Below are 25,350 nucleotides of genomic sequence, written 5' to 3' on the forward strand. Positions count from 1 at the left end.
TTAAAAAATTCTAAAATAAATTATTGAGAATGAAAATTTTACTATCCATTTGGAGCAGTAACAGGAATGCTGTGTCCAAAAATAGACGCAAATATTTTGGCGTCACCTTTTTCTTGATGTTGCTGGTCTGTTTGCAGGTCAGTGCTGGAGTATATTCACAACGACTAAGTATTCATAAAAAGAATGCTACTTTAATCAGTGTCATCAAAGAAATAAAAGATAAAACGGGTGTTCTTTTTTTATATTCCAACGAGGTCATAGATCGGGCAAAACCAGTAACCATAAATTTGGAAAATGCGACTGTCACGGAAATCTTGGAAAAGTGCTTTTATGGCCAACCTTTGGCTTATGAGGTCAAAGAAAACACCATAGTGATCAAGGACAAAAAAGCTACCATCAGTCCCGTGGTGACGAGTTATGAGAAGTTGGAAAAGACCATTAAGGGGACTGTAACAGATGCCAATGATGGATTACCATTGCCAGGTGTGACCATAATGGTGAAAGGAACGCATGTAGGGGCGGTGACTGATCTTGATGGAAAGTATACTATCGATGTACCAGAAAATTCAGAGGTATTGATCTTTAGTTATATCGGCTACTTGAACAAAGAAGTGGAACTAGGCGATAGATCAATAATTGATGTTCAATTGATTCAAAATGCAGCTGAGCTAGATGAGGTGGTAGTTGTTGGCTATGGAACCATGAAGAAAGTAAACTTAAGTGGGGCAGTGGACATGGTAGAGGCTGAGACTATTGAAAACAGGCAGATTCCAAATGTTGGTGAAGGTCTTCAAGGTTTAATTCCCAACTTAAATATTACGCGTAGTAGTGGACGTGCAGGAGACGGACCTTCTTTTAATATCCGAGGTTTTACTTCTTTGAATGGTGGCTCTCCATTGATTTTGGTGGATAATGTGCCTGTAACCGAAAGCGAATTGGTTAATATTAACCCTGCCGATATTGAAACTGTTTCGGTTTTGAAAGATGCAGCTTCAGCAGCAGTTTATGGGGCAAGAGCAGCCTTTGGGGTAGTATTGATAACGACCAAAACTGCCAATACTGAAAATCTTAAAGTTAGCGGAAATATTCTTTATGGTGTGAAGACGCTTGGCAATATACCGGATATTGTAAGCGATCCCTATTTAGCAATGAAGTATAAGCATGAGGCTGCATGGCCTTTGTATAATCTTTACCCTGAGGCTAGCCGTGAGTATGCACTGCAGCGTTCCAATGATCCATCACTTCCATCAGTAATAATTAATCCTGACAATCCAGAAAGATGGCAATATATTGGCCAGACAGATTGGTTAAATGAGATTTATAGAAATTCAGGATCAAGTTATACGGCTAATTTTACGGTGTCCAAAATGGATGAAAACTTGAACTACTATTTTTCAGGAGGTTATTATAGACAAGATGGGATGTTGAAATATGGTAATGATAAGTTCGAGCGTTTCAACCTCCGGGCAAAGACCGATATGAAGATTACTGATTGGTTGAAGGTGGGTAATAATACTGCCTTTGCCAATGGTGAGTATGACAAGCCTTATTATAACGAGTGGCTATTTTTCCATAATACCAATAGAACCAATTCTTTGGACGTGCCTAGGAATCCTGATGGCAGCTGGACAAGCGCAGGTGCAGGATTGTTGGGACGACTTCAGGAGGGGGGAAGAAATATTTCTTCCAATAATGACATCCAGACGAAATTTGATGTCGAAATCAGTTTGATTAAAGATTTGTTCAGTCTGAAAGCGGATGCAACATTTAGGAGGATCAACAGGAATTCTAATTTGTTTGACGTGCCGGTTCCATATAAAGTTGGTCCTGACATGCCTGTTCAATATCAAGGACCAAACCCAGGTTTTGCAGAATCCAGCGCTGGATCTGTGAAGCACAATATCTACAATGTTTATGGGGATTTTAAAAAGACATTTGGAGAAAAGCATTATTTACAAGGACTAATAGGCTATAACCAGGAGTATAAGGTAGATAATGGTTTCTGGGTGAACCGTAAAGAACTGATTACTTCAGGCCTGCCAAGTATCTCTTTGGCTACAGGTGATTGGAATGGTAATGAAAGTTTTACTGATTGGGCTGTAAGAGGGGCTTTCTATCGCCTAAATTATACCTATGCAGACCGTTATATTGTAGAGTTCAATGGACGTTACGATGGCTCATCAAGGTTCCCCAAAGATGACCGATTTGGTTTCTTTCCATCAGCTTCAGTAGCATGGGTAGCTTCAGAAGAGGGCTTCCTGAAAGGTTTAGCGGAGAACATCAATATGGACTTTTTAAAGTTCAGAGCATCTTATGGCTCTTTGGGTAATCAATCAGTAGGTAATTACGGTTATATCCCGTCAATGGCCTCAGGTCAAATCGGTCAGATTTTAGGTGGTGAAAGACCATTGACAGTTTCGCCTCCAGGCCTAGTGGCTGGTTCTTTGACCTGGGAAACGGTGCAAAGCAAGAACCTTGGTGTGGATGTCAACTTTCTACAAGGCAAGCTGGGGATGAACTTCGATGTATATTCAAGAAAAACCAAGGATATGCTGGTGAAGGGTAAAACACTTCCAAGCGTTTTGGGAGCTAGTGAACCAAAGATCAATGCAGGTGACCTGGTGACCAGAGGTTGGGAATTGAGAGTCAATTGGCAGGATGAGGCATTGGTAGGCGGTTCGCCTTTGAGATATGGAATCGGGATTAACTTAAGCGACTATCAATCTGAAATCTTATCCTATGATAATCCAACAGGATATTTGGGGGATTACTATGTAGGTCAGAAAATTGGCCAGATATGGGGTTTGACCAATGATGGATTTTTCCAATCAGAAGCTGAGTTGGACCAACTGGATCAAAGAGCAGTGGGTTCCGATGATCAAGGCTATGTATTCTATGTTGGTGATTTGAAATTCAAAGACTTAAATGGAGATGCCATGATTGATAAAGGAGATTGGACACTGGAAAACCATGGAGATTTTGAAATCATTGGCAATACCACTCCTCGGTACCAATACGGCGTTGATCTTAATGGATCTTGGAAGGGTTTTGATCTAAGAGTGTTTCTTCAAGGAGTAGGCAAAAAGGATTGGTATCCTGAAGCTTCCAATCACTATTTCTGGGGGATTTATGCACAACCTTGGACAAATGTTCAGGCCCATAATCTGGATCATTGGACACCGGAAAATCCTAACGGATATTTCCCAAGGGTGAAATCTTATATCGCAGAAGATCGCTCAGAGCTTGGTCTTCCTCAGACTCGTTACTTACAAAACGCTGCCTATATGCGGGTAAAGAATTTAACCATTGGGTATAGCTTTCCTCAGTCACTATTACAAAGGGCCAAAATCAATAAGTTGAGGGTGTATGTTACTGCTGAAAACCTATTTGAAGTATCGCATCTGAAAGCTAAGTTGGATCCAGAGGTGATAGGTTCAAATGGAGGTAGTAACACTACCGCTTATCCTTTCCAAAGAACCTTTTCTTTCGGTCTGAATTTTACACTCTAAATACCATTCGAACATGAAAAGACAAATTTTAAATATAGCAGTTGGGGCGATTTTGCTTGGAGCAGGAACTTCCTGCAATGATGATTTTCTTCAGAGAGATCCTCATGTGGACATCACTTCAGATCAGTTTTTTAGAAATGTACAGGATTTAGAAACCTACACCAATGGTTTTTATAGTCAGATGAGATATAGCTATCATGATTTAGGTTCTGATAATATTTCACTCTATACAGGCAGTACGGAAATTGACCAGGTATTAGTAGGAGGTGTCAATCCTGGAAACGTAGGAGGTTGGTCAGATTGGGGAAACCTAAGACGGATCAATTATATGCTGGCTAGACTGGATAATGTACAAGGAGAAGAATCCGAGATCAAGCATTTTGAGGGGATTGCACGTTTCTTTAGGGCTTGGTTTTATATGGATAAAGTCCAGCAATACAGTGACGTGCCATGGTATGATCGCGACTTGACAGATGCCGATGAGGAGTTGCTATATAAAAGTCAAGATCCTAGGGAGGTAGTTGTGGATAATATCATGGCTGACCTTGAGTTTGCAGCAGAACATATTAAGGCCGGAAGTGACAAAACAAGGGTGACCAAATCTGCTGCTCAAACTTTATTGTCAAGATTTGCCTTGTATGAAGGTACATTCAGAAAATACCATCCAGAACTTCAGTTGCAGGGCAGTGAGGAGGAATTTTTGCAAAAGGCAGTGGATGCAGCAGAAGCTGTAATTGCGAGTGGCGGTTTCTCTATTCATAGCACTGGAGATACCGAAGATTATGTTAATCTTTTCAAAAGCCCAAGTCTTTCCGGAAATCCTGAAATGATCTGGTGGATGGACTCCGACCAGAAACAAGGAGTAGGGAATAATTCCCACACTGTATTTAACTGGCAGTGGTCTTTGAGCAAGAGTTTGGCGGATGCGTACCTGATGGAAGATGGAACTCCTTTCACTTCAGTGAATGATTATGATCAAAAGTCATTTGTGGAAATGTTTGAAAATCGGGATCCACGTATGAAGGCAACTATTGTTTTCCCGGGTTTCAAAACTGCTGCGGCAGGGGAGCCAGTAAGGACCAGCCCTAATTTTGGAGGATATCTTCAAATCAAGTTCTATCCTGATGAGGCTCAGCGTTTAGGTTGGAACCTGAATTTTACTGATTTGCCTGTATTCAGGTATGCGGAAGTTTTGCTTAACCTTGCCGAGGCGAAATCTGAATTAGGTGATCTCACCCAATCGGACCTTGATCGCACCATTAATCTGTTGAGACAAAGAGTTGGGATGCCAATCTTAAGCATGTCTGATGCAAACGCCAATCCTGATCCTGTTTTGGCGGAAAGATATCCGGCAGTATCAGGAAATGGAGCTCTTTTGGAAATCAGAAGAGAAAGAAGGGTTGAGTTGGCTTGTGAAGGTTATAGGTTTACCGACTTGATGCGATGGGGAGCTGGAGCTGAATTTAATGGTGGACAGGAAGGAATGTATATTCCACAATTAGGTGCTCTGGATGTTACGGGTGATGGAGTAGAGGATATTGCCATTCTTGAAAGACCAGGTATGGAAGAGCCAATCAGTGATTTACCGGAAGAAGTCAGGGAAAGCCTGTCCAAATACTATCTGGTAGATGAAAGTGGATCTCCTCAAAGTTTCTATTTGTCAGAAGGTGATCATGGCTTCATACAGTTCACTAAAAATAAGGACAATGTTCCGGTCTTTGATTCTCCAAAGTATTATTATCGACCTGTCCCTCAGCAACAAATCGTATTAAATCCCAACTTGGAACAGAACAAATATTGGAAATAACCAGCATTTTAATGAAAAGAAGAAAATTTCTAATGAATTCAACTACAGCGGTTGCAGCTTTTGCTGCACCTGCTGTAGCTATTGCTAAAGAAGTAAAGGAAAAACCTGTACTTACCATAGCCCATATTACCGATGTACATATTCGGCCAGAAGATGATATTCCAAATAGGGCTTTGACAGTACTTAATGAGGTGAAAAATCACCAACCTGATTTTTTTCTAAATGGTGGGGATAGTATCCATGATGCAAGTTATGATGGAACAAGTAGGGATAGGGTACTTGAACAGTGGGCTGTTTGGGATGATTTTATAAGCGAGATAGGGGAGTATAATGTGTACAGCTGTATCGGAAACCATGACCCTTGGTGGGATACTCCCAAAAAAGAGGAGGATGAAATGTATGGACTAGAATATGTGGTCAAGAGACTCCAAATACCTCATAGGTATTACAGCTTTTCCAAGAATGGTTGGCACTTCATTGTATTAGATGGCAATCATAAAAATATCACATTAGATGATGAGCAATGGAATTGGCTAGAAAATGAATTGGAAAGCCTCAATAGAGGTACACCTGTTTTGCTAATGTCACATTATCCCATTTTGACGGTTACAGGTACTTGGGAAGGAGGTCAGCATGGTGATCACGGGAAGTTAAAGGAGTTATTTTATAAGCATAAGGATAAGGTGAAAGTGTGCCTCAGTGGCCACCAGCACTTACTGGATAGGGCTTGGTATAATGGTGTACACTATTTTTGTAATGGAGCCTTGAGTGGATTTTGGTGGGGAACTGGTAATGAACGGTCAGCTTCGGAATATTTTTATCAGGAAACTCCTCCAGGCTATGCGATTTTGAAGCTCTATAAAGATGGGACAGTAGTGAATGAGTATTATCCATTAGTGTAAAAATCCATTACAACGCCAAGATACTTTCTACTGGCTGATAGTTAACATTGGCTCTGATTGCCTGAATGCAAAAGGAAAAGTTTATTTATTCCCAAGTAATACAGGGGGGAGTGCATTAAACCTAATGTAAAGCTTGAGAAGCAATTTTTCTGTATAAATTTGTTTCTTCACATAGCCTATTTGATTTTGAAGTATTTCGTAAAAGCACTTATCGCAATCTGTATCCTTTCTTCCTGTAGTAAGCCGGAACCCATTGATTTTTCTATTGTCCCATATCCTAACGAATTGAAAGTGGAAGAGGGACAATTTGAGCTGAGTTCAAATACTCAGCTTTTGGTTCAAGATCCAGCAGCTTTTCCGCAGGAAGTGACGTATTTTCAATCTTTGATGAAGCAGGTTGTGGGCTCGGAGCTTGCTGCCAAAAATGGGGCGAACAGTATTGAAATCCGCCAATCAGCGGAGCACACAAACCCTGAATCTTATAGTTTAGAGATCCGTTCAGACAAAATCATTCTGGAGGCAGGCCATCCTCAGGGTATTTTCTACGGTATGACTACATTGCGCCAGCTACTTCCGGCAACAGGGGAAAGAGGCAATGTCTCAGCCCAATATTTTCTCCCTGCTTTAAGTATTCAGGACAGTCCAAAATACAAATGGCGGGCGATGCATTTAGATGTATCCAGGCATTTCTTTTCCATGGATTGCCTCCATCGATATGTAGATTTACTTTCTCTTTATAAGCTAAATAAACTTCATCTCCACCTTACGGATGACCAAGGGTGGAGAATGGAAATCAAAAAGTATCCAGCGTTAACAGAGAAGGGTGCTTGGCGAGAATTCAACAAACATGACTCAATTTGCATTGATCGATCCAAGGAAGATGCTCGTTTTGCGCTGGATCCTAAACATATCAAAATGCAAGGTGAAAAGCCGGTTTATGGAGGATATTACACACAGGAAGAGCTTAGGGAATTTGTCGCTTATGCCCAGTCTAAGCATGTGGAAATAGTTCCGGAGATCGATATGCCAGGCCATATGATGGCGGCTATTGAGCTGTTTCCTGAGCTTTCTTGTGGAGGAACTGCGGGATGGGGCAAGGTATTCTCCACTCCCCTTTGTCCAATCAATGAGGAGGTTTACACTTTTGTGGAAAATGTCCTTACAGAGGTAATGGATGTTTTTACTTCTCAATATATTCATATCGGCGCAGATGAAGTGGACAAAAGCCAATGGGAGGAGTCTGTCGCTTGCCAGCAGTTTATGAAGGCCAATGGGATGCAAGATGTGGAAGAATTGCAGGGATATTTTGTCAATAGGGTCAGTGATTTCTTGATCAAAAATGGTAAACAGGTTGTCGTTTGGGACGAGGCGATTACCGGTGACCTTGATCCAAGCGTGTCCGTGATGTACTGGAGAGCTTGGGTTGCTTCCGTACCTGATAAGGTTGTCAAAAAGGGAAATGATGTGATATTGGCACCTGGGGATCCTTTTTATTTCTCCAATCCAAAGTCGAAACTCTTTGATATTTATAATAAACAATTATTGGGATCTAAATTTCCAGCAGAGCTCAGTCATAAAATTAAAGGGATGCAGGCCTGTCTCTGGACAGAAACTATCCCTACCGAGGAATTGGCAGATGCTTTGATTTTTCCAGATGCCCTGGCTTTGGCAGAAAGAGCTTGGTCTTCAGATGAAAATCAAGATTGGGATTCTTTCAAATCCCGTCTGAAACCGCAGCTTCAAAGACTGGAAGATATGGGAGTGCAAATAGACTATGCTCCTTCCTCTGAGTTATTGCCATTCCTGAATGTGGACAAAGAATTACAGCAAATAGGGGTTAGGTTTGAAAGTGAGATGAGTGAGCCTACGATCTATTATACTACTGATGGAACCACACCAACTGTCAATTCAAAGCTATACGAAGGAGAGTTCTTTGTGAAAGGAAGTGCAAGTATCCATGCAGCAGTATTTAAGGATGGTGAGCTTGTAGAACCAGTTTTAAGAAAGCAGGTTGATTATCATAAAGCCATAGGAAAAGCAGTGGAATACCTAAAGCCTTGGAACACTGCTTATCCAGCCGGAGATGCAGGAAGTTTAACAGATGGTTATAGGGGAGGAAATTCTAATAGTGATGGATACTGGCAGGGATTCACCAATGACTTGGATGTGATTGTGGATATGGGTGAGGAGACGGATTTGAATAGTTTATCGGTGACTTTCATGCAGAATATCGGTCCGGGAATCTTTATGCCCGGTGTGGTAGAAGTATCCATATCATCGGACGGAGATAATTTCTCTAAAGTATTGGAAATCGTAAATGACGTGCCTGATGATAAAAAGGGTTTGATTATGAAGGATTTTAAAGGTTCCTTGGAAGGTAAAAAAGCAAGATACATTAAGGTTGTCGCCAAAAACACCAACCATGCCTTCATCTTTGTGGATGAGTTGGTGATTAATTAATGCCCATTTTTTATCATTGAGCATATTTGTTTTTGGTGAGAATACTTGAGAAAAGTAATATAGATATCTAGGTATTTTATCGATAGACGTAAAAGTCCCCTATGAACATTAATTTCATAGGGGACTTTTACTAATTAATAAAATTGATGTTAATGGACCTTTTATTTACATCAGTAGAAGGAATGATGATCCATCCTGCATCAGTGCCTTCGATAATTTGAGTTTCAAATAACTGATCAGCAGTTAAGTTTTTTATATCAGGCGTATAAATGACCGTAGGTGCATTTGATGTTTCACTTTCAAGCCACTCCATTTGGAATGTTTTATTTTCGAAATCATAGTGGTATTTCAGGATATTGCCATTGACGCTAGTGGGGTAAGGACGGATAAGTCCATTTTGGAAATAGGCTAAGCTCTCTGCTCCAAGCTCATAAGACCAATAAGCATGAGATAGTAAATGTGTTTCTAATTGCTTGATGGCGTATTGTGCTACTGGAACAACTGATTCTTGTGCTCCATAATAAGCTCCCCATTCTCCAAGCCAAATAGGCATATTCAATTCATTTCCTTTTTCCTTCACCCTTTTATAAATAAGGTTGATTCTGTGCGGGGAAGCATCAGCTACATGGTCAGTATCCGTTACCAAATCATAGCCATGCGGGGCATAGGCCACCAAAGGGTCAGGTTCTCCATTGGAAAGCAATGTTCTTTCGATGGTACTTTTGATTCCCATATTGCTGAAATAGGAGTGCTCTAGAAACAGGATGTGCTTTTGGTCAACTTCCCTGATAGCATGGGCTACCTTTTGATAAAAAGGCTGTAGGTTGTTTCTTTCAAAATCCCTTACAGTTGGTTGGATGGCATCGATTACTGAAGCATATTTTTCCTCTGTATTTAATCGCTTGATTGCATTGATTCTTTGATCCGTGTTATACCATATTTCTGCAAGTTCTGATGGGGCTAATATTTCTCCTGTTTCTTTATAAACAAAGGACCCATAAGCTTCTATAAGTCTAGGCAAAATCTCTTGGGCTGAGCTGCCAGGGAACGGTTCGTTCATCAGATCGAAACCAATCACGGTAGAGTTGTCTTTGTAGCGCTCAGCAAGAAGTTTCCATGCTTGGGCATAGTGATCTTGAAGTCCGATGCCATCTGGAGCTGGTTTGTTCGCCCAGAAATTGTCAAAAGCAATTTGTACAGCCGGGCTGATCAAATAGGAGTCGCTCCAAACATCACCTGTATAATGTGGGGCCCCTTCATCCAGAGTGGCCCAAGCCGGTGCACCATCTGAATATTTTGAACTGTATAAATCTTGGTGCATATCCAGTACTACAAAGAGCCCATTATCTTCGGCCCTTTTGATCATTTTATCGATTTCCTCAATGTATGATTCGTCATATTTTCCTGGCTCAGGCTCCAGTCCATCCCAAATAAGGATCAAACGGATAGTATTGAAACCCATGGTTTTTAAATTTTGATAGACTTCCGGTCCAGCCTGAAAGATGTAATTGTCTTTTTGGGACTTATTGGCCATGTTGATGCCGTTGAGGATAACTTGCCTTCCTAGGTTATCCACGAATTGACCGTTGTTGATTGTAATACTTGTAGGATGCAATGCACGGGATGAACTCAGATTATGGTTACATCCAGTCGTGGCAACCAAGCAAATGGTCATCAAAATAATGGAGTTAAAAATGAGGTAATGAATTAAGCAATGGATTTTCATCTTGTGCGAATAGTGTTGAAGAAAACGATGGGAGTTTAATCAAAGCCATGAATTGGATGCATAGTCTTGCTGATGATTAAACTCTAAGGCTAAAATTAGGTGCTTAAGCTTTGTGAAATGAAAAAAAGTGGCCTGAACGCATATTTAGGGATAAACGAACATGGCAGGCTAAATGATAGCGGGGTTTAGGGACGAAACTACAGGATACAGGGACGATTAACAAGGTGTTTACTAGCGGAAAATACCTCTTATCAGAAGAAGAGTGGAGGTTTTAAAAAGAGGAAATGAACAGGCTTTCCTTTTTTTAATCCAATCAATTACTAATAAAATTATTTGAGGGGGTAATTTTAAGAAGGTTGATTTATACAACAGTAAGAATAATAATGTGTAAATTAGGTGAAAGGTATTGAAGACTTTATGATAAGTATTTGGTGGGATAAATAGTAATTACTTTATTTAGGCTCGAAATTATAGAGAGGGGTGATGCAGTGGATTGCCCCTCTTTTTTTGGATGGAATTTTATAAGACAAGTAACTTTATATATACCTCAAGATTAGTCCATTTATAATTATGAAAAAGTTTTTTAATGCATTTTTGCTTTTAGTATTAATCCATGGTTTGGCCTATGGACAAAAGGAGAAAAAAGTCCTTTTTATAGGTACTGATGGAACTAGGGGGGAAGTGTTAAGAAGTATTCCCACTCCCAATATTGACTTACTGACACTAAAGGCCATTTATTCTTATGATGCCATCAATAATGGGATTACCATAAGTGGTCCTGGTTGGTCAAATTTGCTGACGGGAGTGGGAGAGGCCAAGCACAAAGTGGTGGATAATTCATTCAAAAACAATGAGCTGGCCAATCACCCGGATTTTTTGACTGTTATAAAAAATCAATACCCAGAGTATCACACGGCTGCCTTCTATACTTGGTTACCTGTGGGACTCATTCTGGATCAAGTAGACTTGCGCGTAGCCAAAAAATATGCCCATAATGGTGATGCCTATATTCATCAGGCTGCTGTGAAATATCTTGAAAATGAAAAAGCTGATGCCACTGCTGTGTACTATGGAGATGTAGATATTGCAGGGCATAATCATGGATTTTATGAAAGTGTACCTGAGTATTACAAAGAGATTGTTCAGTTTGACCGTTATGTAGGTGATTTAATGGATGCCATAAATAGTCGTCCAAACCGTGAAAATGAGGAGTGGTTGATACTGATGAGCACAGACCATGGAGGTTATAAGACCGGACATGGAGGAACTACCCTTCAGGAAAGGAATATCTTTGTGATTGTGGCTGGAGACAATATTGTAGGGCAGGAAATAGTTCCCGGTAATGGACCGGATCTTGGGCAAGAAGATCAACTTAAGTTGACAGACCTGGAGAAATTTGGCTATGATCAGGTGCCAACCCAATTGGATATAGCAGCATCCATTTTAGATTATTTGGATATTGATCCAGCTCCCTATGAACTGGATGGACATTCTTTGTTGAAGTAAGGTTTTAATTATTTATATGATGAAAAAAATTGCAATTACAAGTTTAGCCTTTTTGATGGCTTTGGTCTTTCAGTTAACTGTTTCCGCGCTTGCCCAAGCTCAAGAGCATACAGATAATTTAAAGGTGATTTCTTATAATATTTGGAATGGATTTGATTGGGGCAAAGACCTTGAAAGGAAAGAAAAGATGGTCCAATGGGTCAAAACCCAAAAACCGGATATCCTTGCGCTTCAAGAATTATGTGGATATACCCATGAACAGTTGTTAGAGGATGCCAAAAAATGGGGACATAATTATGCGGAAATTTTGAAGACCTCGGGCTATCCAGTTGGAATTACTTCAAAATATCCAATAGAAGTTAAGGAAAGAATTCTTGAAAACATGCACCATGGAGCCCTGCATTGCAAAGTGGCTGATATTGATGTCATGGTCATTCATTTTTCACCTTCCGATTATAAGAAAAGACAGGTGGAGTCTAAGATCATTAGAGAGAAACTATCAGCTCTTGACGAGAATCAGGAAAAGTACATTGTATTGGGTGATTTCAATTCCCTTTCCCCATTTGATGGAGATATTTATAAAGCTAAACTCTTAAATGCGGAACGGGAATCAGATGCCTCGAATGGCAAAAATAGGAACTTGATTGATGGGGAACTTGAGTACGGTGTGATCGGCAGTTTATTGGGCTATCCATTGATTGATATTAGCCAAAGGTTTACTTCCGGATGGGATGAGAGGATCAGTTTTCCCACTCAGGTCTTTGAAGAGGAAAAAGGAGAGGGAAGGTCAGATAAATCTGTACGGATAGATTATATCCTAGTATCTCCCTATCTTGCGAGCCAATGTGTAAATGCAAAGATCTTGAACCAAGAGGATACCTATTATTTGTCGGATCATTATCCCGTAATGGCTGAATTCAAGTTTGAATAAGCAAGCAATTGCATTCAATTTAGGGAAATATATCAATACCATATTTTTAAGGTGCAGTCTTTTGGGTGCACCTTTTTTGTTTTTCCGAATGTTCCCACTTCTTTATTGGCAGAATTTGATTTTAAAAACCTAAAAGCAAGCATTTATTCACCGAAGAAATTGGAGTTTTTAAATGCTTGGCCAAAGACCTATTTTAAAGATTATGTATATTAAAATGATTTTCCAGTCACATTTTGTAAGTGATTGGTATTTCTTCAATATAGATAGTATTTATGAAGAAGTTTAAACAAAACCATTTTACTCCAGTTGCTTGTTGGGGATTGAAGTTTTTAATGATAAATTGTTCCGTTAATAATCGAATTTGAAATAATTGACCTTAAGCCCCAAATTTACATGAAAAAAACACTTTTATCTTTAGGTCTCTTTCTATTAATCATCGGACTTTGGAGTCTAGTGAGAAAAGACCAAGAGAAAGCGGAACTTAACCCCAATATACTTTTTGCCATTATGGATGATGTGACCTATATGCATATGGGGGCCTATGGCTGTGATTGGGTGAATACTCCCAATTTTGACCGGATTGCTGAAGAAGGTATTCTTTTCAATAATGCCTATACACCCAATGCAAAATGTGCGCCTTCCAGATCAAATATTCTTACAGGGAGAAATTCCTGGCAATTGGAAGAAGGGGCGAATCATTGGCCGTATTTTCCTGCCAAGTTCAAAACCTTTGCAGAGGTCTTGAATGAAAACAATTACCACGTAGGTTATACAGGGAAAGGTTGGGCACCTGGCCGTGCCAAAAATGAAGATGGTAGTGTTAGGAATTTATTGGTAAACAATTACAGTCAAATCAAGACAACACCGCCAACTCCCCATATTAGCAATGTGGATTATGCAGCCAATTTTGAAGCCTTTTTAGATGATAAGGGAGAGGAAGAATCCTTTTTCTTTTGGTATGGTGGATTGGAACCCCATAGAGGTTATGAATATGGATCAGGCATTGCCAAAGGCGGTAAGTCTGTAGCAGATGTGAATGATAATCAAGTTTTTGATTTTTGGCCGGCAAAGGATTCGGTGAAAACAGATTTGTTGGATTATGCCTTTGAGATAGAATATTTTGACCAGCAACTGGGAAAGATGATGGCTGAGTTGGAGAAAAGAGGTGAACTTGATAATACCATTATAGTGGTGACTGCTGATAATGGAATGCCTTTTCCAAGAGTGAAAGGGCAGGAATACGAGTATAGCAACCACCTTCCTTTGGCGATCCGATGGGGAAATGGAATTTCAACTACTGGGCGAAAAATAGACGACTTTATCAGTTTTATTGATTTTGCACCTACTTTCCTTGAATTAGCAGGAGTGAAAGAGAAGGACAGCGGTATGCAGCCAATTACAGGGAGTAGCTTTTCTGATATCTTGTCTTCTAATAATTTAAATGTGGTTGATCCCAAAAGAAACTATGTTTTAATAGGCAAGGAAAGGCATGATGTGGGTAGACCTGATGATCAGGGATATCCTATCAGGGGGATCGTGCAAGATGACATGCTTTACCTTAGAAATTTCAAGCCTGATAGATGGCCTGCGGGAAATCCAGAAACTGGATATTTAAATACTGATGGTGGGGCTACCAAGACAGTTTGTCTTAATTCAATTTATGATGCAAGCACATTTGATTATTGGGCCTGGTCTTTTGGGAAGCGACCCGCTGAAGAGCTTTATAATATCAAAGAAGATCCGGATTGTTTGAATAATCTGGTGCTTGGCGGTGATTTTGATAAGGAAAAGGAGAAGCTAAAAAAGGCCTTGTTCAAAAAGTTAAAAGCACAAGGAGATCCTAGAATGTTTGGCAATGGTGACATCTTTGATCAGTATAAGTATTCGGACCTAAACAGCGCGGACTTTTATTCCAGGTATATGAAGGGTGAAAAGTTAAATGCTGGCTGGGTAAATGAAAGTGATTTTCAGGAAGTGGAAAAGATTAAGTCCTATCGAGATAAAACACACTAATTTCGAAAAATAAGATTTCCTTCGAAATTAATTTTTTCCATGTTTTTATAAGAAGCATACTTAGTATCTATTTTTAATAGATAGCTAGGTATGCTTTATTGTTTGAAGCCCATTTTTTTCCTGTTCACAAAGTTAGAGAAGTGGATATCTAAGGTGAAACTTATTTTTATCCTGCAATTGAGTTTCTATTCAAAGCTAATTAATAAAATATACTGGTTGGTGAACAAAATGAATTAATTATAATTGTGTATGTATATAATATTTATTTTAAAATAAATATTGGTTATAGAATAAAATAGTGTTTTTTCTATTTTTTTTATTGTAAAAAATCTATTTTAAGCCGTTGATTTTTAGTGGCTAGCATAACGATTAGCAACCTAAGTCAATAAAAAGTTTTTTGATTTTATCATTCCAGTTAACACAAAAATAGATGGGACTCTGTATGAAAAAGCCGATTATCACTTTGTTGTTTTTAACAATTTTGGGAACATTTTGTATCCATGCTCAAACCGTATTTGAACCTATAGAAATTCTTGAAAAAGGGAGTTTTAAAAAGAAAGTCTATAAGAGATGTGGCATAGAAATGACACCTACCCAGCTAATAACCCTTTTAAGGGAGGATCCAGCAATGGAGGACTATGTCAAGCCTGTTGCAAGTAATTATATTGCCAAGCTGTTATTGGGAACAGCCGCATCAGTTTTGATAGCTATACCTGTTGTAGATTCATTTTCAAGTTCCGAAGAAAGTGATCCTAATTGGAATTTGGCTTATATCGGAGCTGGTTGTGCATTGCTTTCTATTCCATTTGATAGGTGGTTTAAAAAGAACGCAGATAAAGCCGTCAATTATTATAATTCAGGTTATCAGTCAAATAATAAAAGTTCGCCTCAACTTGAGTTCCAACTAGGAAGTAATGGCCTAGGTTTATTATTGGAATTTTAACTAATCAGAAAAATGTAGCGTAATGTTAATCAACCGCATATTACCGAAAATCATCCTGTCTATTTGTTTGATGGTAGAAATCTTCTCTCTCCCAGCTTCTGGACAGGAAACCGAACTTAAACTGGCCTCAGATATTTGGCCACCATTTACGGATACGGATCCAAATTCAGCTGTAGCTTTAAACCTGGTAAGGGAGGCTTTGAATAGGATAGGTGTTCCAACTGAAGTGACCATTCAGGAATTTGATGATGTGATGTCAGGCATTGAAGGTAAAATCTTTGACGGTAGCGCTGCATTATGGATGACTGGTGAAAGAGAAGCTACAATGCTTTTTTCAAATGCCTATATGCAAAACCAGTTGGTATTGGTTGGGAAACGAGGGCAGGATGTAGACCTTCTGGCCATGAATGGTTTGGCAAATAGAAGCATTGGTTTGGTAAAGGGCTATGCTTATAATAAAGACTTTGAGAATGTAAGTGATGTGACAATTGTCCAAAGTGCCAGTGATGAGGAGAATTTTCAAAAGCTTCTAAATGATGAAGTCGATTGCATTTTGGTCGATGCCTTATTAGTGGAATACCTCTTGAAGCAACAGAATGAAGAAGTCAGAGAACACTTGGTAGTCAGTAAAAGCCCATTTATCATTAGACCTCTATATTTTGCCTTACGAAAGGATTACCCTGGAGCCGAAAAAATCATCAAGGAATTCAATAAGGAAATTAGAAAAATGAGTCATGATGGGTCCTATCATAAATTATTGGGTTTGGATTGGCTTGCTATGGATATCAATAATGATGGGGTTGCCGAACTGGTTCCGAGGGGAGAAACCATAGGGGTACTACCTCCTCAATCTTCCTATATGGTTTACTATGATGAGGATGAAAAACAAGCTCCTAAACAATATTATATAGGAGGTAAGATGTATGATAGCTGGGATGATATACCTGATAAATATAAGCACAAGATAGATGTTACATCTTCAAGTGACCCGAGCAATCCAGGAATTCGTGTCAATTTCTAATGATTTTCAATAGGTGGAAAGGCCTTCAGTCTAAAGGAAAAAAGGCTTTTTTATTAGTAAAATATAAAAGAGAGGACTAACCAAACTAAAGGTAATTATGGATTTAACTAGAAATATTTCTATCCTTCTGATGATGTTTATAGGGATCATAGGTTTTCATCAGGAGATTCTTGCTCAAGAAGAAAAACATGATGTAATAGTAAAATTGGATGGAAAAAAACTGGAAGGCAAGGTGGTAAGTGTGAGCAGTACCGCCATTAAGTTTAAATATGCGGGGGAAGACCTGGAATATGAGCTAAAAAAGGATGAAATCAATAAGATAGAGTTTGCAAGTGGCCGTGTGGAAGTAGTCAATGAGCTGGCTGCAGCAGCGCCTGTTACTGCCACTCCAACAGTCAGTGCGGAAGAAAGACGGAATAAATTAGCTGTACTTCCCTTTGAAATTATTACTAATGATGAAGGTATAATGGTGGATGCAATTAGAGCTCAGGCACAAAATGAATGTGCCAATTCATTCAGAAAAAACACTTCCCTGATTACCGTTCAGGATCCTATGATTACCAATTCCATTTTACAGAAACATGGAATTGATTATAATCATTTGGCGACTGCTGCTAACCCTAAGGAATTAGCTGAAATCTTGGGGGTTGAATTTGTTGTGTTTGGATCCTCTGATATCGAGTACAAAGGAACCAGGACCTATGGTAGTTCGGCCACTACCTACAAAGAGAAAGAGAAGGAGAAAGACCGTAAGAATAATGAGACCAAGGGTACTGTGGTTTCTTCAGGAAGCTCAAGTACGCTAGCTGATTACGATACCAGAGTAGGCCTTAAGATTTTCAATGATAGAGGAGAGAGTGTTTATTCCGATTCAAGAGATGCATTTGGAAGTGATACTGATTCCTATACAAATTCTCTAAGTTATATGATCAAGAGAACCCCTTGGGGTAGTAAGCATAAATAATTAATGAAAAAGATTTTTTATTTTGTTAAGGTCCTCTGATTCAGAGGGCCTTCTTTGTTATGGCAATATTAGTTGTTAAACATAAATCAATGTAAGTTCCTCACATGGAAAAAAAGTCAAAGATCATATTGATGGTTTTAGGGGCAATGTTAATCATTTTATCCTTAGGCTATTTTTGGTTTTTATCTTTTTTGGAAAAAAATGGGGTCAGCTATAGTGCTTTTGATTTTGACTATCCATCTTCAATAGAAATTCAAGGCTTAAAAGTCGGAGGATCTGACTTAGATTTGGAAATCAATGAATTGAAGTTTGATTGGGAATGGAAAGAACTTAGCAAAGGGAATTTTAAAGGGAATGATTTTTTTGTAAAAGGGGCTCGCATGATATATTCCAGCCCATCAATTGAGAAAGATGATGAGCCGTCCAGTATAATACCTTTTTTGATCCAAAATTTACAGTTGCAAAATGTTGAGTTTATTTATTTAGATAGACAAGACAGCATAAATTGGCTAATCCCTGAACTTTTACTTTCAGGCTTTGAGTTTGATGGTGAGTTTAAGGCTGATACGCTATTGAATAGAGGCTCCAAGCTATTTTTGTCCTTTAATAATCCAACCAGTGATACTACTGAAAATGGTGATCACAGCTTTGGGGGAGAAGGGTTATTTGATATTGATCATTTGGGAATAGAGGAGGGGACCATAGAGTGTTTTTATAAAGAACAGACCTATACGCTGAGTGATTTGACTATTTCCATGGAAGATTTTAAGGGGATGGATCTTTGGGCAGCCAAATTATCCCAGTTAAACCTAACTTATCAAGACAGTCTGGACGTAGCACTTTCATTGAATGATTTCTATGTAAACAATCAGCGTGAGGGGAAACTGGCTGATCTGAAATTTGAGTTGCCAGGACTTTCTCTTCAGGTGGATGAATTTGGTTACTCTAGTTTAAATAGGCCACATGCAATAGTTACTTTAGGAGAATCACAAGTGGCAGTTTCTTGGATTCAATTTTTTCTTCCCGAAGCCTCACTTCCCTTAGCTGGAGAGACGATGATTAAGTTTGAAGGAAAGATGGGCTATAGCAAAGAACAGGCAATATTAGATGGATTATTTATTTCCATTTCAGAAAAGACCAATTTGAAACTTTCTGGGGAGTATTTTGCAGACACTCAAAGGGTGAGCATAGACCAGTTCAATTTTTTCACTTCTTTGTATGATCTCAGTGAAATAGGAGGGTTTGAAATTCCTGATGGGCAGAAAAATATAAATATCAGTACTGACCTCAAAATTCAAGGAGCTAATCCTAAATATATTGTAACTGGGGATATTGGACTTGACCAACACCTGATTAATGTGCAAACCCAGTTTAATGAAATAGATGATGGGAGTTTCCTGATTAAGTTAGGTATGAACAGCGGTCCCATAAGTTTGGAAAAGCTGCTGACCCTAATGTCCACACAAGTTTATTCTGGGGGATTTCAATTGCTTGGGAATATAGAAATCAAAAATAGTGAAGTAACTGATCTAGTATTAAACTGGGAAAGTGATACCCTAAATATTGAAAATTATGGTTTTGAAAGCCCGTGGCTTAAAATCTCATATGGAAATAATCTCTCAAGTTTGAACCTGGGATATGGCCAGGATAAATTGGAATTGTTCATGGAAACAAAAGGTTTGCCATTGGACTTCAGTAATTTTAATTATGGGGGCTTTATTTCTGGGGAGATTCCACTTTTTAGTGAACCCCAGCAATTGGCAGGAAGGTATTATTCTAAGTTTCAAGGGGAATTTAGCAATAGGGCTGAGGCGATGGGGATGGGCCTGTCCATGGATAGTTTGACTTTTCAGCCAGCTGCTTTGGATACATTTTATATGTCAGAGTCAGAACTTATATTCCAAAAAGAGAAATATGGGGGTATAGACTTTTCTTTTCTGGTCAATGGGAAAGAAAGAATCAAGTTTTTGGGCACAGAGGAATTGGTCAGCTGGTGGAGTGACTCCAGTAGATGGGAGCAGCCCCTTCCAGATTTTAAATTTTCATTTTCATCCGCGCTGGACTCTATTTTTATAAGGCATTTGACAGGATTTTCAGGTACCAGTTTATTGATTGAGAACTTGGATTTGCAAAGTCAAGACGGGTATAGTTCTGGATCGGTATCTTCAACTTTATTGGGTTATAATGACTTCAATATTGAAGGTTTAAATGCTCAAGTGAACCTTGAAGATCAGAATTTTGATGGGAATTTGTTGATCAATAGTATAGATGCCCAGGCGATCAGATTAGACAGTGTGGTGGCCAAGATTAGCCATGAGGAGCCAGATTTTTATAGGGTTAATTTGGGAACATCCCTTCCTGGGTTAAATGATCGCGCATCGCTTGGACTTGAATTGGCTAATCACCCAGAAGGTGTTTTACTTAGGTTCCAAGACACAGTTGGCATTCAGTTGGGCAGTCAAAAATGGATTCCTGAGATTAATGAAGGGATTTACTTTTTGACAGGGGAAGGGAAAAACAGTAATTTGTCCATCATCAATCAAGATCAGAAAATAGCCTATCATTCTTTGGGTGAGGACTTAGATTTCGAAATTTCTGCTTTAAAATTGGCTCCCCTGTTTTCCTCTTTTTTTCCCGAATTAATATTGGAAGGGATTTTAAATGCAAAGGTAAATTATACTTCTTCAAATGATAGGTTAGACTTTACAATTTCGGGAGAAGAATTGCAATATGATTCATTGGATTTAGGGGAACTTAGGCTTAATGGCTTTTCCACGCTGGAGGAGGTGAAAATGGCCATGGACTACCAGTCGGACTTTGGGAAAGTTTTCGTCGATGCGGAGAATGTTTCTAACAAGGATATAAAAAAGTATGATTTAAGGGTTGAACAGTTTGACTTTGCTTTAATCTCAAGTTTGTTTCCAGACTTAAAAAATGAGTTAGAATTGTCTGGGTATTTAAATGGCCAAATTCATAAAGAAATAGGTGGTGAGAATCAATCTGCCAAAGGATATTTTATTCTTGATGACTTAGAATTCAATTATTTTCCCTTCGGTTTTTATGCAGGCTTGAAACGTGATTCTATTTTATTGGATCGGAATGAATTGATGTTTGATAGTTTTGCATTGATGGACCGGGAAGGGAATACACTTAGCTTGGACGGAAAATTGGGACTTGGTCTAAATTCATTTTTTGACCTGAAATTAAGTGGAAATAATTTCAATATTGTAGACCAGCATCAAGAAGGTGAATTGAAGGGCAAGTTGAAGCTTAACAGTGATCTGAAAATCTCCGGTCCATATAAGCAATTGGCCATAAGCGGGAGCTTAAGAACTTTACCGGGAGGAAATGTTCATTATACCTATGAGGGGGCTGTGGAGCTGGAAAGTAAGGGGGATGAAGTGATTTTCATGTCATTTGATGAGGTTGTTGCAGAGGAAAAGAAAAAGGTTTCAAAGCCAAAGGCAAAAAATACCATTGACTGGAATGTGGATGTAGTAATAGGTAAAACCAATCTGTATTTACTGATCAATGTTACTTCCCAAGATTATGCCCAGTTGGATGCGGAAGGGGAATTGTATCTTAGGAAAGGAGAAGGGCAGATGCCTGCGATTACAGGAGAGATTTTCAGTTCAGGAGGAAGTGTGTTTTATGATGCTCCAATGGTATCTGACCTTAATCTAAATGTGATCGATGCTTCTGTCAAATGGTTGGGAGACTACAGTGTACCTTATTTTACTTTTCATGGATCGGAGATTTTTAGGATTATCGTGAATAAGGACATTATTGACGAAAGTAAAAATAATACAAGGATACCGGTCACAGTCTTGGCCTCGGTTGAAAATAGGACAATGGATGATTTTGATATTCAGTTTGATCTGGAAAGCAGTGATCCTGATTTAGGGAATTACCTGGGCAATCTGCCAGTTGAGACTAGGAAAAGCTATGCCATTAACCTTTTATTATTCGGGAACCTTGAATCTGATTTTAGTGGTGGCAGCTCTTCCTATATGGAATCTCTAGTTTCCACATTGAATGAATTGACCAGAAAAAATATTAAGAATGCAGATTTGTCCTTTTATATAGATAGTGAAGATGAGCATACCAATACTAGTAAAATCGGTTATTCCTTTTCAAAAGGTATATTCAACGAAAAATTGAAAATCACGCTTGGAGGTGATATTGGTTTTGGAGCGGATGATCCAGAAAATGCTAATAGGTTTAATCCTTTGGGGAATATTCAGTTAAATTATATTTTGAGCGAAAAACCAGATATCAGTATCAGAGCGGCCAGAGAAGATGTATATAGAGGGGCTATTGATGGATTGGTGAATGAATCTTCTATGGGTGTGAGTTTTCAAAAACGCTATCCAAATTTGTTTAAAAAGTTCAATAAAGCTTTTGATCAATGAAGCAGAGGTTGAGCCATATCGTTTTGGTGCTTTTGCTTTTGACAGCCTGTTCCAGGACTAAGTCGCTCTCTGAGGGAGAAGTACTATATACTGGATCGAGGATTAAAATCATCAAGAAAGAATATAAGGAGGATTGGAAGGTAAAGGATGATGAAAAGAAGCTTGTTAAAGTTTATTGGGATTTGTGGGACCTGCCCAATGGCGCTTTTTTTGGTTTACCAACCATAACTTTTATACCCACTAGGCTTTGGGCTTATAATTTTTTCTATAATGAAAAACAAAAAGGAGTGGCCAAATGGATGAGGGATAATTTTGGGGAGGAGCCCGTAACGATCAGTAAGGTAAATCCAGAATTGAAAACCCAAAAAGCTATTGAGGATTATGAGAATTTTGGTCATTTTGGTACAATGGGTACTTATGATCTAAGGTATAATAAAAAGCATAACAAGGCCTATGTTACCTATAAAATCACCATACCCAAGGCCTATACCTACAGAAATGTTTCCTATGTAAAGGATACATTAGAATTGGAACTTTTAAGGACTTTTTTGAAATATCAACCGAAGTCTGTCCTAAGCGTTGGGGAGGAATTTGACTTGGACAAAATTAAAAAGGAGAAAATTGGTTTGCGGAGTTATCTTCAGGATAATGGGTATTACTTTTTGGGCAGAGAGGATATCAAAATAATGGCAGATACCACAGTTGGATATAAACAAATTGATGTAAGGGTCAGTATAGATGAAAACTTGCCCAAGTCTCATTACCAAAAGCAACGTATGGGGGATGTGACCATACAGATTGATACCGCCATGAGCTCAGATGATAGATTTTATTATTGGAGCAATGGTAAAATCAAAAAATCGCTGATAAAGGGAATTGTTCAATTGGAGGAGGGGCAAAACTTTTCTGCAAAAAAGACACAGCATGCAGTTAGGGATTTGGCTTCTTTGGGGGTTTTTAATAACCCAACTATTACTTATGAAGTCCTCGACAAGGATTCCCTTACCCTGGGGACAAAGGTTTCCATGCAACCAATGGATGCATCTCTTTTTGGGTTTAGCCTTAAAGGGAATTATAAAACAACGGGCTATATTGGGCCAGCAGTTAATGTGAATTTTAATCAGCTAAACCTTTTTGGCGGTGCGGAGAACCTGAGTTTGGAAGCAGATGCCTATTATGATTTTCCAATTGGTTTGTATAAGGAAAGGGTCTCTAGGTCCTCAGGGTTTCACATCTCTTCGAGTATTGATGCCCCATTGTTACATCCTCTTTTTAAGTTTGTCAAACGCTATGACTTATTGCCCCGACAATTTGTGACATTGGACTTCGAATACAACAATAGAAGGGATTATTTCACATTGGCCGGATGGAACGCCAGTTATGGTTATACTTGGAAAAGCAGTCCAAAAATCAACCATAAACTTGAATTGCTTAAAGTCACCTATTCTGATATAATTAGGAGTTCGGAGAGGTTCGATACCTTGGTAAACAATGATCCTGCTTTACGGTCTAGCTTGATAAATCAGTTTATTTTAGGCTCGGCCTATACCTTCAGGTATGACAATAGCTCAACGGTAGATAAAAGGGTAGGGACCTATTTTGAGGGCAATGTGGAATTAGCCGGTAATGTACTCAATTTGATCAATTCCACTTATTCTATTCGAGAAAACGGCAATAGAAAATTTTTAGGTGTCAAGTATTCCCAGTTTGCCAGGTTTAGGTATGATTTCAGAACCTATTTGAGACTGGGGGCTTATAGCCATTTGGTGTTTAGAAATATAGCAGGCATAGGGTTATCCTATGGAAATAGTGATCAAATGCCTTATATCAAAGAATTTTTTATTGGGGGTACCAATAGTCTAAGGCCTTTTAATGCTAGAACTATTGGGCCTGGTCGCTATATAGAATTGGATGAAGCTGAGGTCAATCAAGTTGGTGATTTTAAGCTGGAATGGAATCTAGAGTACAGGTTTAAAATTTTCACAAAACTGAATGGAGCAGTCTGGTCTGATGCAGGAAATATTTGGTTGTTGGAGGAAGATCCAAACCGTCCTTTTTCTGGAATCAATTGGGACAATGTTTTTCAAGAAAGCTATCTTACTTCTGGGATAGGTTTGCGGATTGATCTAAAATTTTTATTGCTAAGAGCCGATTATGGTGCCGTATTGTATGCACCGATATTTATTGATGGTTATAAATGGCTATGGCAAAACAAACTGCCCCTGCATGGGCCGGTTATTGGATTTGGTTACCCGTTCTAATTTAGCGAATTAAAGGTAGCTTTTTCGGTAGAAATTGGGGGAGTAGCCCATATGCTTTTTGAATAACCTAGAAAAATAGTAGGCATCCTCAAACCCCAACTGTGATGAGATCCTTTTCAGTGTCCAGTCAGTAAACTGCAAGTACTGGCAGGCCTTTTGGATTTTAAGATGGTTGAAATAATTGATTGGGGTATAACCGGTCTTTTGTTTGAAAGTATAGGAAAAATGTGAAATTGATAAATTGGTTTGATTGGCCATTTCTTCTAATGTCAGAAGGGTTTCAACATTCTCCTTCATAAATTCAATGGCTTTTTCAACCTCTTCTTGTCGGGGGGAGGCTTCTTCTAATAATAGTTTTTTAGGGTAAATCAATGAGAAAAATATTTGTTGTAATAGTGGCATTACATTGATTAGATTTTCTTTGCTATAGCCGGATTCCAATATGTTGATGATTTGATGGAAAAGCTTTGTTCGAGCATCCACATAAGGTGAGTGTTGCACAAAACTCCCTTTTTTCTGGATGAGTAAATTATTGAATTCTTCAGCAGCAGTACCTTTATAGTGAATCCAGTAAATACTCCAGGGCAGATCCTCGTCCGCAGCAAAGGAGTTGGGGATATCTTCAGGGATGATCAGGTAGTCGTGCGGGTTGATCTGGAAGCGCTCATTATTGATGATGACAGTTCCTTTACCTTCGATACAATAGATCAAGATATTTTCATTCGCTCCCTTTGGTCGTTTCCTAAAGTGGTGTTGTGCCCGTGGGTAATAACCGATATCCGTAAGATACAAGGAAGACAATATGGGGTCTTCCTTGCAAAATGTACGAATATCATTGGGAAGCACTAGGGCTCTTTGGCCCTTAAATCCTTCTCTTTTTTTGGTCATATTTCTC

The 25,350-nt window shown here is 38.9% G+C and carries 14 protein-coding genes; 12 read left to right on the plus strand and 2 right to left on the minus strand.

Annotated elements, in window-relative coordinates:
* The first annotated feature begins 29 nt into the window (after window positions 1-29).
* The 4 genes from KMW37_RS07735 (at window position 30) to KMW37_RS07750 (ending at window position 8,678) form a co-directional block, all read left to right on the plus strand.
* Complete coding sequence (locus KMW37_RS07735) at window positions 30-3,509, plus strand: TonB-dependent receptor (RefSeq protein WP_215224043.1); 3,480 nt, start codon at window positions 30-32, stop codon at window positions 3,507-3,509.
* Between the two features lie 13 nt (window positions 3,510-3,522).
* Window positions 3,523-5,316 carry a RagB/SusD family nutrient uptake outer membrane protein gene (locus tag KMW37_RS07740; protein ID WP_215224044.1) on the plus strand — a complete coding sequence of 598 codons (1,794 nt, stop codon included), beginning with the start codon at window positions 3,523-3,525 and terminating at the stop codon, window positions 5,314-5,316.
* 11 nt (window positions 5,317-5,327) lie between these two features.
* Window positions 5,328-6,218 (plus strand): metallophosphoesterase family protein, encoded by an 891-nt coding sequence (locus KMW37_RS07745; protein ID WP_215224045.1) that lies wholly within the window; start codon window positions 5,328-5,330, stop codon window positions 6,216-6,218.
* 186 nt (window positions 6,219-6,404) lie between these two features.
* Window positions 6,405-8,678, plus strand: a complete 2,274-nt coding sequence (locus KMW37_RS07750; RefSeq protein WP_215224046.1) for a glycoside hydrolase family 20 protein — start codon at window positions 6,405-6,407, stop codon at window positions 8,676-8,678.
* A 130-nt stretch (window positions 8,679-8,808) separates the two neighbouring features.
* On the opposite strand, the gene KMW37_RS07755 is transcribed toward KMW37_RS07750, so the two are convergent.
* A complete protein-coding gene (locus tag KMW37_RS07755; protein ID WP_246581408.1) occupies window positions 8,809-10,353 on the minus strand; it encodes a cellulase family glycosylhydrolase in 1,545 nt (514 codons plus the stop codon).
* A 621-nt stretch (window positions 10,354-10,974) separates the two neighbouring features.
* On the opposite strand from KMW37_RS07755, the gene KMW37_RS07760 reads away from it, so the two are divergent.
* The 8 genes from KMW37_RS07760 (at window position 10,975) to tamL (ending at window position 24,455) form a co-directional block, all read left to right on the plus strand.
* A complete protein-coding gene (locus KMW37_RS07760; protein WP_215224048.1) occupies window positions 10,975-11,910 on the plus strand; it encodes an alkaline phosphatase family protein in 936 nt (311 codons plus the stop codon).
* 16 nt (window positions 11,911-11,926) lie between these two features.
* A complete protein-coding gene (locus KMW37_RS07765) occupies window positions 11,927-12,841 on the plus strand; it encodes an endonuclease/exonuclease/phosphatase family protein (protein ID WP_215224049.1) in 915 nt (304 codons plus the stop codon).
* Between the two features lie 393 nt (window positions 12,842-13,234).
* Complete coding sequence (locus KMW37_RS07770; RefSeq protein ID WP_215224050.1) at window positions 13,235-14,854, plus strand: sulfatase family protein; 1,620 nt, start codon at window positions 13,235-13,237, stop codon at window positions 14,852-14,854.
* Window positions 14,855-15,296: 442 nt separating this feature from the next.
* Window positions 15,297-15,797 (plus strand): hypothetical protein, encoded by a 501-nt coding sequence (locus KMW37_RS07775; RefSeq protein WP_215224051.1) that lies wholly within the window; start codon window positions 15,297-15,299, stop codon window positions 15,795-15,797.
* Between the two features lie 22 nt (window positions 15,798-15,819).
* Window positions 15,820-16,818, plus strand: coding sequence for a substrate-binding periplasmic protein (locus KMW37_RS07780; RefSeq protein ID WP_215224052.1), 999 nt, complete (start codon window positions 15,820-15,822; stop codon window positions 16,816-16,818).
* A gap of 97 nt (window positions 16,819-16,915) precedes the next feature.
* Window positions 16,916-17,782, plus strand: a complete 867-nt coding sequence (locus tag KMW37_RS07785; protein ID WP_215224053.1) for a hypothetical protein — start codon at window positions 16,916-16,918, stop codon at window positions 17,780-17,782.
* Window positions 17,783-17,886: 104 nt separating this feature from the next.
* Window positions 17,887-22,194, plus strand: a complete 4,308-nt coding sequence (locus KMW37_RS07790) for a translocation/assembly module TamB domain-containing protein (protein ID WP_215224054.1) — start codon at window positions 17,887-17,889, stop codon at window positions 22,192-22,194.
* Window positions 22,191-24,455 (plus strand): translocation and assembly module lipoprotein TamL, encoded by a 2,265-nt coding sequence (gene tamL, locus KMW37_RS07795; protein WP_215224055.1) that lies wholly within the window; start codon window positions 22,191-22,193, stop codon window positions 24,453-24,455. The genes KMW37_RS07790 and tamL overlap by 4 nt, the downstream gene beginning before the upstream one ends.
* Before the next feature lie 9 nt (window positions 24,456-24,464).
* Here the strand turns inward: tamL and KMW37_RS07800 are convergent, their stop codons facing one another.
* Complete coding sequence (locus tag KMW37_RS07800; RefSeq protein WP_215224056.1) at window positions 24,465-25,343, minus strand: AraC family transcriptional regulator; 879 nt, start codon at window positions 25,341-25,343, stop codon at window positions 24,465-24,467.
* Between the last annotated feature and the right edge of the window lie 7 nt (window positions 25,344-25,350).

Source organism: Echinicola shivajiensis, assembly GCF_018642165.1.
In the GTDB taxonomy this organism is placed as follows: domain Bacteria; phylum Bacteroidota; class Bacteroidia; order Cytophagales; family Cyclobacteriaceae; genus Echinicola; species Echinicola shivajiensis.